This window comes from Moorena sp. SIO3E8 (assembly GCF_010692445.1).
GTDB classification, from domain to species: domain Bacteria; phylum Cyanobacteriota; class Cyanobacteriia; order Cyanobacteriales; family Coleofasciculaceae; genus Moorena; species Moorena bouillonii.
Genome location: NZ_JAAHHM010000018.1, coordinates 1 through 13,147, shown reverse-complemented (window position 1 = coordinate 13,147; position 13,147 = coordinate 1). Strand labels below are relative to the sequence as shown.

Here is a 13,147-nt window from a genome sequence, read left to right as displayed (position 1 = left end):
TGGTACTGCTACCACATTTGGAGGTCGAGAGGCGCTAGTGCAGCGCGGCAGAAATACTTGAGCAGCTGCTGATAATGGTAAAATAGAAGGATGAACTGCTTACCTACTCGATGCTCAGCTTACCCTATTGTACTCTTCACAACTTGTGCTATGCCTGACCCNCCTGGCTCATACTGCTGCGGTTGCGCCTGTCGAGTCCTTCGGTTTTTTCTCTCAAAACACTGCTACAGGACAGCTTGGGTTAAAAAACTCTTCCCCATTCTATCGTCTTTCTATAAGAGCCGCACCCATATGGTTTCTGGAGCATATTTGGTGCGCTCGTGGTAGTGCTGAGCGATTGATACTGGCAGTTGTGACATCTTAGTTGCAACAGAACAGGAAGCTTCGCTTTATATCTTGACAGCATTTTTGTCCTGTTCCCTCTTCTGTCTTCCCTGCTCCCTGCTCCCTGTTCCCTGTTCCCTGCTCCCTACCTATCCCTCTTCTGTCTTCCCTGTTCCCTGCTCCCTGCTCCCTGCTCCCTGCTCCCTGCTCCCTGCTCCCTGCTCCCTGCTCCCTGCTCCCTGCTCCGAAAATTTGAATTTTTAACATAAATCCCTTATATTGTCAAGTATTTTTTGTTATCCGTAGTAAATGTTCACAAATATTAAAAAACAATTATAATTAAGTGTGTAACGCGCTACAAAGTTATACCTTTAAAAAATAATTAAGCATAAATACGCATTGACATTATTTTATAAATTGGTAGGCGGCAAAAGCTGACCTATCTATAGCGCAATGAAAAAGATTGGTGGAGCCGAGTTACTTGAACAATATGCTAGGGGTAGACGAGACTTTAGTGGAGTAGATATCAGTGAAGCTGACCTGTTTGAAGCAAATATACAAGGAATTGACCTGACCAGCAGCAATCTTAAAAAGACTTACCTGCCCTACTCTAATCTAAGTCAAGCCAAGTTGCACCAAGCTCAACTTCAAGGAGTTCAGTTAAGTGATGCCCAACTCTACCAGACTGATCTCTCTGGGGCGGATCTTCAGAATGCCAATCTGTTCAGAGCAAATCTACGTCGTGCCAATTTACAGGGCGCAAATCTAGCTGGTGCCAATCTCCAAGCAGCGGACTTGAGGGACACTGACCTTAGCCATGCCAATCTCAGCCATGCCAATTTGAGTAATGCTAACCTGAAAAGAGCTATCCTTACTAAGGCACAGTTGAGGGGTTGCAACTTATTTCGAGCCGAAAACGTCGATCTTTGTGATGCCTACTTGGATAGTTCCACGATTTATCCTGATGGCCACAGAGCAGATCTGTCTGAGTGATCAAACACCTATCCGTTATTCACCAATGACTTTATCACGACGTCACTTCTTTGCCTTAGCCAGTGCTAGCACCGCCAGTGTAATTCTGGCATCCCCGTTGAAAGAGGTTTTTGCCAAGAAGGCCCTTGGTAAATCATTTCGAGCTAAAGGCTTCGGTTCACTTCAGCCAGACCCTAATCAATTATTAGACCTGCCAGCCGGATTTAGCTATAAAGTTTTATCCCGGACAGGTGACACCATGAGTGATAGCAATTTGGTGCCTGGTAGACCCGATGGCATGGGGGCTTTTCCTGCACCGGGAGGCAATACTGTCCTGGTGCGCAATCATGAACTTAGCCCCCATCAACTGGATAAACATGGATTGGTAGCAGTAGAGTATATCAAATATGACCCCATGTGTCTGGGTGGGACCACAACACTAGTAGTGGGAGCCAATGGTCAACTGGTCAAACAGTACACGTCCCTGGCTGGTACTGAACGAAACTGTAGTGGTGGACCAACCCCTTGGGGTTCATGGATTAGTTGTGAAGAAAGCACCGTTACTCCCACCACTTATCCGGTAGATGACCCCAGAAGTGTTTCGATGAAGCACGGCTATAACTTTGAAGTGCCCATTACCGGTGAAGTAGTGCAAGCTGAGCCTCTAGTGGCAATGGGTCGTTTTAACCATGAAGCCGTTGCAGTAGATCCCAATACTGGGATTGTTTATCAGACTGAAGACAGGATGGATGGGCTGTTCTATCGTTTTATTCCCAAGGAACCAGGCAACTTAAAAGCAGGGGGTGTCTTAGAGGCATTAAAGATCAAGGGAACATTTCAGAAAATCACGGTTAAAAACTTCCCTGTCGGTAAGCCCATGGCAGTGGAATGGGTTCGGATTGAGGATGTAGACCCGGAAGGAGATACTGTGCGGGTTGAAGGTTTTGCGAAAGGAGCAACCCAATTTACCCGGGGAGAAGGGGCATGGTACGGTAATAATGAAGTTTACTTTACCTGTACTAGTGGTGGTTCGTTAAATCCAGAGACTGGATGGGCCAATGGAGCTGGTCAAGTCTGGCGCTATGTTCCTGGTAGCAATCCCCAAGAGGGTGGCACCATTGAACTGTTTGTTGAGTCCCATGACCGCAGCTTACTAGAACACCCAGATAATGTGACCATTAGTCCTTCTGGAGATCTCATCCTTTGTGAAGATGGTGGTGGTGACCAATTCCTAGTTGGGGTTAATCCTAAAGGTGAGCTTTACCAGTTGGCACGGAATGCTATCAACAGCAGTGAGTTTGCTGGTGCTTGCTTTTCACCCAATGGTCGGACCATGTTTGTGAACATTCAAGAGCCTGGTATCACATTCGCAATAGTAGGTCCTTGGGTTTAGAGTCTACAGGGAACAGGGAGTAGGGAGTAGGGAGTAGGGAGTAGGGAGCAGGTAATATGGCATCAAAAATCACTACAATTCATTTAGAATCCCTGTATATTTATTTTATAATTGTTGAGTCAAGATGACAACCGTTATTATAAAAATTATCAGCTTTATTTCATAGTTTTGCTCTCATAAAGATATGAGAGTTTTTTTTGTAATTATAGCGGTTTTAAATTAGGTAAACTACAAATTTTTGGATTTTAGGGAACAGGGAACAGAAAAAAAACTGTTTATCTCATTAGGCTGGAAAACCCTATAATGATTACTCCAATTAAATTGGCTTTTGTCTAACAGATATAAAGTAATTTTGGGATGTTATAGCGATCGCTTAACTGGTTCTCAATAACCTTATTATAACTGGAATTTTCTTGTAAACTATTTATGGGCTTGGTGAAATAACAACTAAGCCTATTATAGCAGTCGCCAGGGCAGTTAGGACATGACAAAAGTCTCAAACCTAAATAAGCGCAAGAGTTTGACTTCTGACTTCTGACTTCTGACTTCTGACTTCTGCTATATCTTGTATTACAAAAGTGATCCATTTACCGACAACTGCGGTGAAGTCTATTGATTACCTACCCTACCATAGTCAAAGTTACCGTCAGCTATCAGCTAATGCGCTACTTGAGATGCTACTTGAGGTGCTATCAGCTAATTGTGAGAATTTTGTGCCCTACTCCCTACTCCCTACTCCCTACTCCCTACTCCCTACTCCCTACTCCTTACTCCCTGTTCTCTTCAAAATAACTAATGACTACTACCAACTCTTGGATCACTCGCCCAAAACCAAATCCTAAAGCCCGCCTGCGCCTATTTTGCTTTCCTTATGCTGGTGGTGGTGCTTCTAGCTTTCGCACTTGGCCAGACCAATTGGCACCGGATATCGAAGTCTGCCCAGTGGAACTTCCTGGACGGGGCAGGCGACTGCGGGAACCTCTGGTTACTGGTATATTGCCCCTGATTGAAACCCTAACACCAGGTTTACTGCCCTATCTCGATATCCCCTTTGCCTTTTTTGGTCACAGTCTCGGAACAATAATCAGCTTTGAATTAGCCCGTCAACTCCGCCGCCAGGAAGCCCCGAGTCCTCGACACCTGTTCATTTCCGGTCGCCGCGCTCCTCAAGTACCTGCTCGAAAACCTCCCCTTCATAACTTGCCCAAGTCTGAGTTGATCGAAGAATTGCGTCTATATAATGGCACACCAGATACTGTGCTAGCAAACCAGGAGCTAATGGAGCTGTTTCTACCGATCCTGCGAGCGGATTTCGGGATGAACGAAACCTATACCTACACTAGCGAACCCCCACTTAATTGTCCGATATCTGTTTTCGGAGGTTTGGAGGATACCGACGCCAACAGTGATGAGCTTGCGGCCTGGGGTGACCAAACCAGTAGCACTTTCACGATACACATGTTTCCTGGTGGCCATTTCTTTATTAATAATGAAAAGGAGTGTAATCAGCTTTTGGAGCTGATCACAAAGTTTGCGATCGCGCATAGGTGATTCCTTGAGTTTTTCCTTGAAATCCCCATCTGGTGTTCCCGTAGCGGAGGCCGTAGGCCACCGCGAGCGGGGAGCAAAAGCCTTTGACCAGCTTTTAAGGGAAATATGGCTAAACAATTACCAACCTATGAACGGATTTTTGGATAAATTGATTTCCAAAAAGGCGATGAAGCCCGTTCAGTTTATTCTCTTGCTTCTATCTTGATGATTTGGTGAAGTGCGATAAATTAATGAGCGATTGGCTAAAAAGATTATCAAAAGCCTGACACAAGAAAATTAAATGGGAATAAAATAGCGCGAGCGGGTTGGAAGGGTGATCTCTGTTGTCGGTTGGGTTGAGTGCATACGCTCTTGTAGGGTAGGTTCGATTACACCAGATCTCTCAAGACATTTATTGACCGAATATCACTGAACGCACCATCCCACCCAATAGATCTTGAGATCTTGTAGCATTTTGAGAAACTAGGGATTAAGCTGCTATTTCTACAAATCCGACTTGGGTTTGAGGTTGAGGGATTTTTTCTCCTTTTTCGACCAAAACTTCCAGATAAAGTGCGATCGCCTCTTTAACATTTTCTTGGACTTCTTCCAAACTGTCACCAATACTAACACAACCGGGTAAATCTGGCACAATTGCCCCCCAGTTGGTATCGCCTTTTTCATAAATTACTGCATATTTTTTCATTGTTCATCTCCTAACTGTGCTTGTTTCCAAATTGCACCTAATGTTCCGATGGGTATATCATCACTTAGCTTACCTGGAACTACTACAATACCTGGCTTTTGAGGATGAGATAAAATTCTATGACTTCCCCGCATTCTTACTTGATACCATCCATCTTTTTTTAATCGCTTAAGTACCTCTTTAACTTTCATTCAGACAGTTTTTCATAATTTTAATCGAATTATATCTAGTTGATATTGTTAGACAATCACCCTATTTTAACTAATTAATCTGATTTTAGTTTCATGTTTTTCAAAGTATCTACAGATTCTTGCTTCGTCATTTGGCTTTGACGAAATAAACGAAGGATTTGTAATAAATAATTGTAGAATCTGTTCGTCGGGATTTTTTTCTATTTATAAGAATATATCGTCACGCCAATCAGTAAGCGCACGTGTTAGCTCAGAACTCGAATGATTCATGATTCATCTCCTCAAGATCGAGAGTATTAATTTGTTCGGGCTTTACAATTTGTTGCACTTTTATATTATAGTGCGATCGCGACTTTTCCGGTGGGTTGAGGAAATGCTTTAGTAACGCACCCCCACACTTTGCTAGAATGCAGCTAAGAAGCAAAGGTTGGGAGGAAAGTAGGTCGATGACAAAGGTAGTTATCCCTTAGCTCAGAATTAGAAGCACTACTGCGTGAATATGCTGCTCAGCGAGGTCAAGATGTTAGCTTGGTTGCGTCCGAATTGCTGGCTAGTGTCTTAGAGTCGGAGGTGGAAGATTCACAGGAGGCTATAAAGGGCATTCAAAAAGGACTGAATGATTTCCAGGCAGGTCGATTTCGGTCTTTCCATGAGTTTGCCCAAGAGCAGCGTCGCCAGTACAACCTGCCAGTCGATTCATGAAATACTCTCTTGAAATTTCCAGTGTGGCAGAGGCGGAAGCCGACAGCGCCTTCCTACGTTTATCCCAAGTCACATCTCCTACCCAGGCTAGCCTTTGGTATTCTGGATTGCTACAAGCAATCGAATCTCTATCGCAATTTCCAAAACGTTGTCCTAATGCAAGAGAGAATAAGTATTTCAGTCAATAAATACGACAATTACTCTACGGTCGGGGACGTAATTCATATCGAATTCTTTTTACCATATTGGAAGAGCAAGAAGGAGCGACCGTTCGCATTCTACACATCCGGCACGCATCACAGCAAACCCTAGGTGAAGAACTAGGCTGATGCCAATTGGCTCGTAGCGATCGTCCCTCTTGTAGGGTGCCTTCCTTGAAGCAATCTGCTGCTTCACCCCACGATTATGAAGAACGCACCACCCAAAACCCTTGATTTTCATGCTTGTTACCCTAAGATTTTCTCTTATATTGTAAGTTACCATAACAAAATCGGACTCATAATGCGATCGCCCGTAGGTTTGGATGACCAAAAAAAAGTTAATTTCTGTTACATTTCTGGTGTATGTAACTCTGACTAGCTAAAAATGAAAGCAATTACGAGTAATCAAGCCAAACACCAATTAGATAAACTAATCGAGCGGGTCATTCTTGATGTAGAACCAACTATATTATGTAATGATCAAGGAAAACAAGCTGTTTTAATGTCTTTAGATGAATTTAACTCTTGGCAAGAAACACTATATTTATTATCCAATCCTACCAATGCCGAACATCTCTTAGAATCAATTGAACAAGCTAAATCTGTAAAAAAGTCAATTAAACAATTAATTTATGAATTAAAATCACTTTTACCGAAGCATATTGGTCTGACTATATTTGGCTACAAGAGAATGATAAAAGGCTGTTAAAAAGAGTTAATTTACTGGTTTACGAGGACCTCAATTCATCAGGTTGACTCAAAGGGGGGATAATGTTGAGGCACGAAACCCAACAATCACGGGCTTTTGCGTAACCTTTCTGACGCTGCACTGGACGGACTGGCGTACGCTTAGTTCGTAACCGTTAGATACCTGCCGCCAGTGAGCTTGAACCTTAGGGTCCCTCACCTCGATTAACTCATAAATTTCTGGAGGATGGGGCTGGCGCACCACGCAGCATCCCTTCTGTACTCAAATCCTCGTCCTCGGTCGCTCCAGTGGATGCCATAACCACCACCGCAAACTTCCCAATTTGAACGTTGATCTGGTGTGGCGTTAAGTAGCCTTGGGTACCAAACTAGAGGTACGGTAATTCTCCGCCCATCCATTAAATCAACACTAATGGTTTCTTCAGTAAAGTAGACATTCTTAACTCTCTCATCCGCTCGAATTGCCAAAATACCCATACCAAGCCTCTAATAGATTTTTCGGATTTTCCTGGACTATCCCTTGCAATTTCCGAAGTTCCTTAGCACTGAAACCAACATTGCTAGCTAGACTGACTGGTTCCAGCCAGAATTTAGCAGATGAAGCATCACGGTCAATATGGATGTACGGTGGTTCATTCGGTTCATGACTGTAAAAGTAGAAACGATTTGGACCGATCCGTAAAATTGTTGGCATAATGGAATAATTCTAACACTATGCTGGTTACCATGTCTTGAACTTTGGCTTGCAGCGCGATCAAGTCGTCTGGTACTGCGTACGCTCTTGTAGGGTGGGTTCGATAACACAAGATCTATCAAGACATTTATTGACAGAATATCACCGAACGCACCATCCCTTACTGGGCTTCATTCATTTTTAATTTTTAATTTTGAACTTTGAATTAATCACTGAATCTTGCTAATAATTCCTCACGGGATAGCTGAGATAACTGTAATATTAAAGCGGAAAATTATTGATTAGATAAGGACAGCATTGGTTCAATAATACCTCTCAGTTGGTCATCAAGAGAATTAAACCTCACTCTCAACAAGTTTTCGATAATCGCAGTGCGCTCCATCCTCAGACCCTGCTGCATACCTTGTTGTATACCCTGTTGTATGCCTGACTGAGTAGCAGCTTCTAATTTTTCTAATAAAAGTGGTGATAAGCGCATCAATTTTCTCTCTGTCTTGCTCTTATAATTCTGTACTTACTTCTAAGTTACTACGCTCAGAAGATAACAACAATAACGTATTTTACCGAAATTGATTTGTTTCTGGCAGTGCTTCTAATTCATCAATGGCCTGTTGTTGGACCCTGCCTCTGCCTAACATTCTCAAGCATAGAGTGTCTAATGTCTTTGGTAATTTATGTATTACGACTAATCCTGTGCGATCGTGTTATACTAAGAGCATCCGTTAGGATCAGAAGGTAAATTAACCGACAATGCAGACCTTACCTTAAAAATGGCATCCTACTCCCTTAACTTGCCGCTTCAACTTCAAGAAGAAGTAGAACAATGTGCTTTGCGTCAAGGCATTTCCCTCGACGACTTTATTTTATGGGCAGTGGCTGAAAAAGTTGCTGTTCTCAAGCATCAATTCCATGACCCAAGCTTTCCCCACATCACTTATCGTCAAGGAGCCAGTGGTCACCCCGTCTCAGTCATTCGTGGGACAGGGATTCGAGTCCAGACAATTGCGATCGCCACCCACCAATGGGGAATGTCTGCCAAGCAGCTGGCCGAGGAATATGGGTTAACTGAAACTCAAATTAACGACGCACTAGGGTTTTACAGCGCACATCAAACCGAAATTGACAGCGCGATTGTAGCTGAACAAGAGAGCGAAGTAGCCAATGTCTAAACTTCGGCAACACCAAAGATGCGGACACGTCCATCAAAGCCTTACAATCAGCCCTAACCGTTCGTGGTCATGATGTTACTCGGACTCCCAATGAATGGATAGCCAAAGATGCAAGTGATGAAACCCAACTTTTGAAGGCAACGGCTCAAGGGCGATGTATTTTTACATTCAACATCAAAGATTTCTCCGCTTTAGCCATACAATACCCAGAACATCATGGCATTATTCTGGCGGCTCAAAGCAGATGGAACTTATCCGACCTGATTAAGGCACTCGAGCGTTTTCTTTTAGAGACTCAATCAGAAGATTGCTTAGGGCAAGTTCGTTGGTTGAATCAATATCGCCCTATTAGCCGTGATGATTAATGGTGAGTACATGAAGGGGAATATATCTGGTTAATCACATATGCTCAAAGTAGATTGTAGGGTGGGCACTTGTGCGATAATCTTTGTTAAAATCCTAGATTTCCAAACACAAGTGCCCACCATTATAGGCTATAATTAGTAGGCATTTTTGTTTGCAAATATCGGTCGTACGCGATCAATATTTCCATCAATGCTCAATTCTGTTACCTACTCATTAGGTGGATGCCAGCCTACTTCAATCCAAATTGCTCTTGCTTCAATCAGAAACTCAAAAGTTCAAGGGCAGCGCTATTACTGTTGCTCGGCCCACTGGTGTTATTCCAGCAATATGAGTTCCACCATTGTTCCAAATGAAATGGTCGTTCCCAAAATTGATTTCGTGGATTATAGAGTGCAACATACTTCCAAGTCTAATGGATCAATTGCGTAGATTTTGCTCCCAAAGAATTCATTGCAGCGATAACAGGAAGCAGCTAAATTTTCTCGATTGTCTGTTCCACCTTGTGAGCGAGGCCAGATGTGATCCATGACTAGTGGTGTACCAGTCAACTGGGAAGAGGTTTTACAATATTCACAGCGAAAATTGGCTTCTTGAATTACGCGCCGTCGTAATTCAACAGATATGGTCATAGAATCACAGGTAAATCAATAAGTGCAGGAATCCGATGCCCTTTCCAACGTAGAACAGACCAGGCATAAGCTTTCCGTAGCATGAGACGATCGGCTGCTTGTCGCAACTCGGCGAGTTCCCGCCGTTCCTCCGGTGTCAGTTTCTCATCCTGATGTTTGTCTAGCAACTCAACACAGCGATGATGCTGATCAGGGTCTATTTCTGCTTGAGCAATGTTGAGTAGCTGTTCAGTATCTAGTGTCTGAAGCTGTAATAACTCTGCTTGCATTTCTTTTGGGGCATTATCAACCGAAGGTGGCAAATTGCTAACTACACAATGCAGGTGCAAGTGTCTCTACACTTTGCTGCGTAGCTTTGGCAATTCGTGCCAGTTGGTGGAAGATGGGACTAGGCAGATCGATCGTGATTTGTTCAGTTGTCATGTTCAATGGCTACTGGCATGATACTGCGGTTATTGTAGCGAGTTTTTTCATCGTGCATCTAACCGACCTTTTTTGGAACGATCGTTGTCCCCAAGTGCGTTCGCTTTTAGCGGCTCCTTAGGAGCATCGCTCTTGTAGGTTGGGTTGAGGAAGGAAACCCAGCATCTCCAACTAACATAGCCCTTTCTAAAATTCCGATTTGGGAAAGTGCGATCATTTGTTTGGGCGTGTTAAATTGAAAATAATGAATAAATTAGATTAGAGTAAACTAATATTTTGGCAAGAGAGTAAAAAATGATGCAAACAATTCAATTCCATCAAATTTTAGAAATGATTGACGCTCTTTCTTTAGATGAACAGAACGATTTAATTAATATTGTTAGACATAGACAAATTGAAAAAAGAAGAGAGGAAATCGCTGTTAATATAACTAAAGCTCACCAAGACTATCAACAGGGTAACGTTTTTCGGGGTACAGTTGATGATGTTATTGCCGAATTAAACAATGACTAATTTAATTTTAACATCATCATTTAAGCGAGCTTTTAAGGCAATCATTAAACGTCAACCGAATTTAAAACCAAAAATTGAAGCCAAATTAAGATTACTGGCTGATAATCCTTATAATCCTATACTACGCACTCATAAACTCAAAGGTAAATTATCAGGTGCTTGGGCTTGTTCGGTAGAATATGATTGTCGTCTTATTTTCAACTTTGAACAAAATCAAGACACCTTAGAAGAAGAAATCGTTTTAATTGATATTGGCACTCACGATGAAGTTTATTAGTGCGTACGCTCTTGTAGGGTGGGTTCGATTACACAGGATCTATCAAGACATTTATTGACCGACTATCACAGAACGCACCATAAACGACGAACTCAATTCACCAGGTTGACTCAAAGGGGGGATAATGTTGAGGCACGAAACCCAACAATCACGGGCTTTTGCGTAACCTTTCTGATCCTGCACTGGACGGACTGGCGTACGCTTAGTTCGTAACCGTTAGATACCTGCCGCCAGTGAGCTTGAACCTTAGGGTCCCTCACCTCGATTAACTCATAAATTTCTGGAGGATGGGGCTGGCGCACCACGCAGCATCCCTTCTGTACTCAAATCCTCGTCCTCGGTCGCTCCAGTGGATACCATAACCACCACCGCAAACTTCCCAATTTGAACGTTGATCGGGTGTGGCATTAAGTAGCCTTGGGTACCAAACTAGAGGTACGGTAATTTTCCGCCCATCCATTAAATCAACACTAATGGTTTCTTCAGTAAAGTAGACATTCTTAACTCTCTCATCCGCTCGAATTGCCAAAATACCCATACCAAGCCTCTAAAAAGACCGATCCGTAAAATTGTTGGCATAATGGAATAATTCTAACACTATGCTGGTTACAATGTCTTGAACTTTGGCTTGCAGCGCGATCAAGTCGTCTGGTAGTGCGTACGATCTTGTAGGGTGGGTTCGATTACACAAGAGCTATCAAGACATTTATTCACCGAAGATCACCGAACGCACCATCCCTTACTGGGCTCGGTGGAGAACGCGATCGCATTCCCACCCTACTGGGCTTCATTCATTTTTAATTTTTAATTTTTAACGTTGTATTCCTTGTTGTATGCCCTGCTCTATTCCTGACTGAGTAGCAGCTTATAATTTTTATAATAAAAGTGGTGATAACCGCATCAATTTTCTCCCTGTCTTGCTCTTATAATTCTGTACTTACTTCTAAGTTACTATCGCTTTGGTAGAACTAAGTAGTCGGACAAAAATAAAATTAACTGTTGAAATAGGGAACAGGGAACAGCGGATCTGGGAACAGAGGATTTTTTGGCAACTTTACACAAGTTAATACAGCGAGGTTTATTTTTGTCCAGCTACTTAATCTAATAAAAACGACAGTGGACGACTCATATTCTGAGCAAAGCCAAGGAGCCCGCAATCCTGGTATTCGTAGAGTAATTTCCCCTGTGAATCGAATAAGAAGGTTCCCCCTCGCTGGGTCAGATAAGCCCCATTGGGTACATAAGTATTCCAGTGCTTTAAAACCTCTGTCATATTCCGCAGCCGCAGGGTTGCCAATTCAAAGGGTCTTTGAAAACCTTTGCCACCAGCCAGCCTGAAGAATGACCCTTTGATAGGGGGAAGTGGTATACCTCGCACAACCTCCTCATCATCGAGCAACTGGGGAGCCTGACTATCGCCCCAATAGCCTCGAAATACTTCAGCTAGAGTGCCAGGACTACCAATACCCGCACACATCAGCAGCAAATTCAAGTAGGCATTTAGGGTTATTGAGAGCCCTGGTAGCTTAAGCGATAGTCCTGGATATAGATTAAGCTGGTGGTGCAGCTGTGCATTGGGAGAGACAAACAGCCAATCCCCAGGAAACCCCGTATAGTTGCAGAATCGCTTACCAGAATCGCGATTGCCAATACCAACAGCTCGTATTAGTATACCCTCGCTCTGTAATCTTTTTGCTTCCCGTTGCAGCCACCAAGCGTATTCGAGACTGTCGAAATCTCCAAGTTGGGGCCAGACAAGTACCAGCTGGCGGGTGGCTGACTCACAACCGCTCAGAAGTGGCAGGATGACTCCATCACTTACCCGCTGGCACTGGGTCTGATTTAAGATTGTGTAAGGATTCATTTTAAACCGGTTGTTTTAAGGGGAATGTGGTTTTATAAGTAAAGCACGTTTGGACATATTGATAAAAACTCAAATACGAGCCAGATAGCCTCCTTAATCTGTTCATCGATTCCCCAAATCGAATTTTTACAAAACAATTCAGTACAACTTCGTTCACCATGACCCTGCGCGAGATTAAATCCCAACTTTTAGCCCTTAGTTTAACTAAAAAAGCTCAAGCGATTCAGCTACTTCAGGAAGCTAGCAACATCTGGACAGGCATTGAAAAAACACCAGGTGTTTGCGGGGGAGATGCCCGGATTGCCAACACTCGTATTCCTGTTTGGGTTCTCGTTCAAGCTCGTAATCTTGGCAGCAGTCAGGGTAATCGCATTGGAATCGAGTGATAAAATTACTGTAAAATGACCGGAAACTTGACAGCACAAGGCGAGTTATAAAGCGCACAAAGCTAGATAAAATTGAGCTTTGTGCAACATGGAGATCATT

At 43.2% G+C, this 13,147-nt stretch carries 19 protein-coding genes and 3 pseudogenes; 13 read left to right on the top strand and 9 right to left on the bottom strand.

Annotated elements, in window-relative coordinates:
* The first annotated feature begins 396 nt into the window (after positions 1-396).
* The 5 genes from F6K46_RS09520 (at position 397) to F6K46_RS09500 (ending at position 4,240) form a co-directional block, all read left to right on the top strand.
* A complete protein-coding gene (locus tag F6K46_RS09520) occupies positions 397-588 on the top strand; it encodes a hypothetical protein (protein ID WP_293052033.1) in 192 nt (63 codons plus the stop codon).
* Positions 589-777: 189 nt separating this feature from the next.
* Positions 778-1,317, top strand: coding sequence for a pentapeptide repeat-containing protein (locus F6K46_RS09515; protein WP_293052036.1), 540 nt, complete (start codon positions 778-780; stop codon positions 1,315-1,317).
* A 25-nt stretch (positions 1,318-1,342) separates the two neighbouring features.
* Positions 1,343-2,689: an alkaline phosphatase PhoX gene (locus tag F6K46_RS09510; RefSeq protein WP_293052039.1), complete on the top strand. Its 1,347-nt coding sequence runs from the start codon at positions 1,343-1,345 to the stop codon at positions 2,687-2,689.
* 602 nt (positions 2,690-3,291) lie between these two features.
* Positions 3,292-3,531: a hypothetical protein gene (locus F6K46_RS09505; RefSeq protein ID WP_293052042.1), complete on the top strand. Its 240-nt coding sequence runs from the start codon at positions 3,292-3,294 to the stop codon at positions 3,529-3,531.
* Positions 3,485-4,240: a thioesterase II family protein gene (locus F6K46_RS09500; RefSeq protein ID WP_293052044.1), complete on the top strand. Its 756-nt coding sequence runs from the start codon at positions 3,485-3,487 to the stop codon at positions 4,238-4,240. Before F6K46_RS09505 ends, F6K46_RS09500 begins: the two co-directional genes overlap by 47 nt.
* Positions 4,241-4,709: 469 nt before the next feature.
* Here F6K46_RS09500 and F6K46_RS09495 read toward each other — a convergent pair whose 3' ends face one another.
* Positions 4,710-4,925, bottom strand: coding sequence for a type II toxin-antitoxin system HicB family antitoxin (locus tag F6K46_RS09495; protein ID WP_075896543.1), 216 nt, complete (start codon positions 4,923-4,925; stop codon positions 4,710-4,712).
* The gene (locus F6K46_RS09490) at positions 4,922-5,116 is read right to left on the bottom strand and encodes a type II toxin-antitoxin system HicA family toxin (protein WP_075896545.1); all 195 of its coding nucleotides are present in this window, start codon (positions 5,114-5,116) and stop codon (positions 4,922-4,924) included. Before F6K46_RS09490 ends, F6K46_RS09495 begins: the two co-directional genes overlap by 4 nt.
* 528 nt (positions 5,117-5,644) lie before the next feature.
* Here F6K46_RS09490 and F6K46_RS09485 point away from each other — a divergent pair.
* The 3 genes from F6K46_RS09485 to F6K46_RS09475 all read left to right on the top strand — a co-directional run bounded on the left by F6K46_RS09485 (position 5,645) and on the right by F6K46_RS09475 (position 6,727).
* Positions 5,645-5,818: a hypothetical protein gene (locus F6K46_RS09485; protein ID WP_229415182.1), complete on the top strand. Its 174-nt coding sequence runs from the start codon at positions 5,645-5,647 to the stop codon at positions 5,816-5,818.
* Positions 5,815-6,006, top strand: a complete 192-nt coding sequence (locus tag F6K46_RS09480; RefSeq protein ID WP_229415183.1) for a hypothetical protein — start codon at positions 5,815-5,817, stop codon at positions 6,004-6,006. Before F6K46_RS09485 ends, F6K46_RS09480 begins: the two co-directional genes overlap by 4 nt.
* A gap of 397 nt (positions 6,007-6,403) precedes the next feature.
* Entirely contained in the window at positions 6,404-6,727 is a 324-nt protein-coding gene (locus tag F6K46_RS09475; RefSeq protein WP_143727455.1) for a type II toxin-antitoxin system Phd/YefM family antitoxin, read from the top strand.
* A gap of 208 nt (positions 6,728-6,935) precedes the next feature.
* On the opposite strand, the pseudogene F6K46_RS09470 reads toward F6K46_RS09475, so the two are convergent.
* The 3 genes and pseudogenes from F6K46_RS09470 to F6K46_RS09460 all read right to left on the bottom strand — a co-directional run bounded on the left by F6K46_RS09470 (position 6,936) and on the right by F6K46_RS09460 (position 7,898).
* A pseudogene (locus tag F6K46_RS09470) lies at positions 6,936-7,203 on the bottom strand (DUF2442 domain-containing protein).
* Positions 7,175-7,420 carry a DUF4160 domain-containing protein gene (locus F6K46_RS09465; RefSeq protein WP_293052049.1) on the bottom strand — a complete coding sequence of 82 codons (246 nt, stop codon included), beginning with the start codon at positions 7,418-7,420 and terminating at the stop codon, positions 7,175-7,177. The pseudogene F6K46_RS09470 and the gene F6K46_RS09465 overlap by 29 nt, the downstream one beginning before the upstream one ends.
* Positions 7,421-7,694: 274 nt before the next feature.
* Positions 7,695-7,898 (bottom strand): hypothetical protein, encoded by a 204-nt coding sequence (locus F6K46_RS09460; RefSeq protein ID WP_143727456.1) that lies wholly within the window; start codon positions 7,896-7,898, stop codon positions 7,695-7,697.
* A gap of 292 nt (positions 7,899-8,190) precedes the next feature.
* On the opposite strand from F6K46_RS09460, the gene F6K46_RS09455 reads away from it, so the two are divergent.
* Both F6K46_RS09455 and F6K46_RS09450 read left to right on the top strand, forming a co-directional pair.
* Complete coding sequence (locus F6K46_RS09455; protein ID WP_075896551.1) at positions 8,191-8,589, top strand: DUF433 domain-containing protein; 399 nt, start codon at positions 8,191-8,193, stop codon at positions 8,587-8,589.
* Between the two features lie 32 nt (positions 8,590-8,621).
* Entirely contained in the window at positions 8,622-8,954 is a 333-nt protein-coding gene (locus F6K46_RS09450) for a DUF5615 family PIN-like protein (protein WP_071986962.1), read from the top strand.
* Positions 8,955-9,338: 384 nt separating this feature from the next.
* On the opposite strand, the gene F6K46_RS09445 is transcribed toward F6K46_RS09450, so the two are convergent.
* Positions 9,339-9,584, bottom strand: coding sequence for an HNH endonuclease signature motif containing protein (locus F6K46_RS09445; protein WP_293052052.1), 246 nt, complete (start codon positions 9,582-9,584; stop codon positions 9,339-9,341).
* A complete protein-coding gene (locus F6K46_RS09440) occupies positions 9,581-9,853 on the bottom strand; it encodes a hypothetical protein (protein WP_293052055.1) in 273 nt (90 codons plus the stop codon). The genes F6K46_RS09445 and F6K46_RS09440 overlap by 4 nt, the downstream gene beginning before the upstream one ends.
* A 448-nt stretch (positions 9,854-10,301) precedes the next feature.
* Here F6K46_RS09440 and F6K46_RS09435 point away from each other — a divergent pair, with 448 nt between their 5' ends.
* Positions 10,302-10,520: a hypothetical protein gene (locus tag F6K46_RS09435; protein WP_293052058.1), complete on the top strand. Its 219-nt coding sequence runs from the start codon at positions 10,302-10,304 to the stop codon at positions 10,518-10,520.
* The gene (locus F6K46_RS09430; protein ID WP_293052061.1) at positions 10,513-10,797 is read left to right on the top strand and encodes a type II toxin-antitoxin system mRNA interferase toxin, RelE/StbE family; all 285 of its coding nucleotides are present in this window, start codon (positions 10,513-10,515) and stop codon (positions 10,795-10,797) included. Before F6K46_RS09435 ends, F6K46_RS09430 begins: the two co-directional genes overlap by 8 nt.
* Positions 10,798-11,067: 270 nt before the next feature.
* Here the strand turns inward: F6K46_RS09430 and F6K46_RS09425 are convergent.
* Together F6K46_RS09425 and F6K46_RS09420 are read right to left on the bottom strand one after the other, a co-directional pair.
* Positions 11,068-11,335, bottom strand: a pseudogene (locus tag F6K46_RS09425) (DUF2442 domain-containing protein).
* Positions 11,336-11,893: 558 nt separating this feature from the next.
* Positions 11,894-12,661 carry a peroxiredoxin-like family protein gene (locus F6K46_RS09420; protein ID WP_293052064.1) on the bottom strand — a complete coding sequence of 256 codons (768 nt, stop codon included), beginning with the start codon at positions 12,659-12,661 and terminating at the stop codon, positions 11,894-11,896.
* A gap of 158 nt (positions 12,662-12,819) precedes the next feature.
* Here F6K46_RS09420 and F6K46_RS09415 point away from each other — a divergent pair.
* Positions 12,820-13,023: pseudogene (locus F6K46_RS09415) on the top strand (DUF433 domain-containing protein); the annotation flags it as partial.
* Between the last annotated feature and the right edge of the window lie 124 nt (positions 13,024-13,147).

Excerpts from the sequence above, each read along its gene's own strand:
- F6K46_RS09515 (WP_293052036.1), top strand. The coding sequence starts at position 778 with ATGAAAAAGATTGGTGGAGCCGAGTTACTTGAACAATATGCTAGGGGT.
- F6K46_RS09510 (WP_293052039.1), top strand. The coding sequence starts at position 1,343 with ATGACTTTATCACGACGTCACTTCTTTGCCTTAGCCAGTGCTAGCACC.
- F6K46_RS09500 (WP_293052044.1), top strand. The coding sequence starts at position 3,485 with ATGACTACTACCAACTCTTGGATCACTCGCCCAAAACCAAATCCTAAA.
- F6K46_RS09495 (WP_075896543.1), bottom strand. The coding sequence starts at position 4,925 with ATGAAAAAATATGCAGTAATTTATGAAAAAGGCGATACCAACTGGGGG.
- F6K46_RS09490 (WP_075896545.1), bottom strand. The coding sequence starts at position 5,116 with ATGAAAGTTAAAGAGGTACTTAAGCGATTAAAAAAAGATGGATGGTAT.
- F6K46_RS09480 (WP_229415183.1), top strand. The coding sequence starts at position 5,815 with ATGAAATACTCTCTTGAAATTTCCAGTGTGGCAGAGGCGGAAGCCGAC.
- F6K46_RS09475 (WP_143727455.1), top strand. The coding sequence starts at position 6,404 with ATGAAAGCAATTACGAGTAATCAAGCCAAACACCAATTAGATAAACTA.
- F6K46_RS09465 (WP_293052049.1), bottom strand. The coding sequence starts at position 7,420 with ATGCCAACAATTTTACGGATCGGTCCAAATCGTTTCTACTTTTACAGT.
- F6K46_RS09460 (WP_143727456.1), bottom strand. The coding sequence starts at position 7,898 with ATGCGCTTATCACCACTTTTATTAGAAAAATTAGAAGCTGCTACTCAG.
- F6K46_RS09455 (WP_075896551.1), top strand. The coding sequence starts at position 8,191 with ATGGCATCCTACTCCCTTAACTTGCCGCTTCAACTTCAAGAAGAAGTA.
- F6K46_RS09445 (WP_293052052.1), bottom strand. The coding sequence starts at position 9,584 with ATGACCATATCTGTTGAATTACGACGGCGCGTAATTCAAGAAGCCAAT.
- F6K46_RS09440 (WP_293052055.1), bottom strand. The coding sequence starts at position 9,853 with ATGCAAGCAGAGTTATTACAGCTTCAGACACTAGATACTGAACAGCTA.
- F6K46_RS09435 (WP_293052058.1), top strand. The coding sequence starts at position 10,302 with ATGATGCAAACAATTCAATTCCATCAAATTTTAGAAATGATTGACGCT.
- F6K46_RS09430 (WP_293052061.1), top strand. The coding sequence starts at position 10,513 with ATGACTAATTTAATTTTAACATCATCATTTAAGCGAGCTTTTAAGGCA.
- F6K46_RS09420 (WP_293052064.1), bottom strand. The coding sequence starts at position 12,661 with ATGAATCCTTACACAATCTTAAATCAGACCCAGTGCCAGCGGGTAAGT.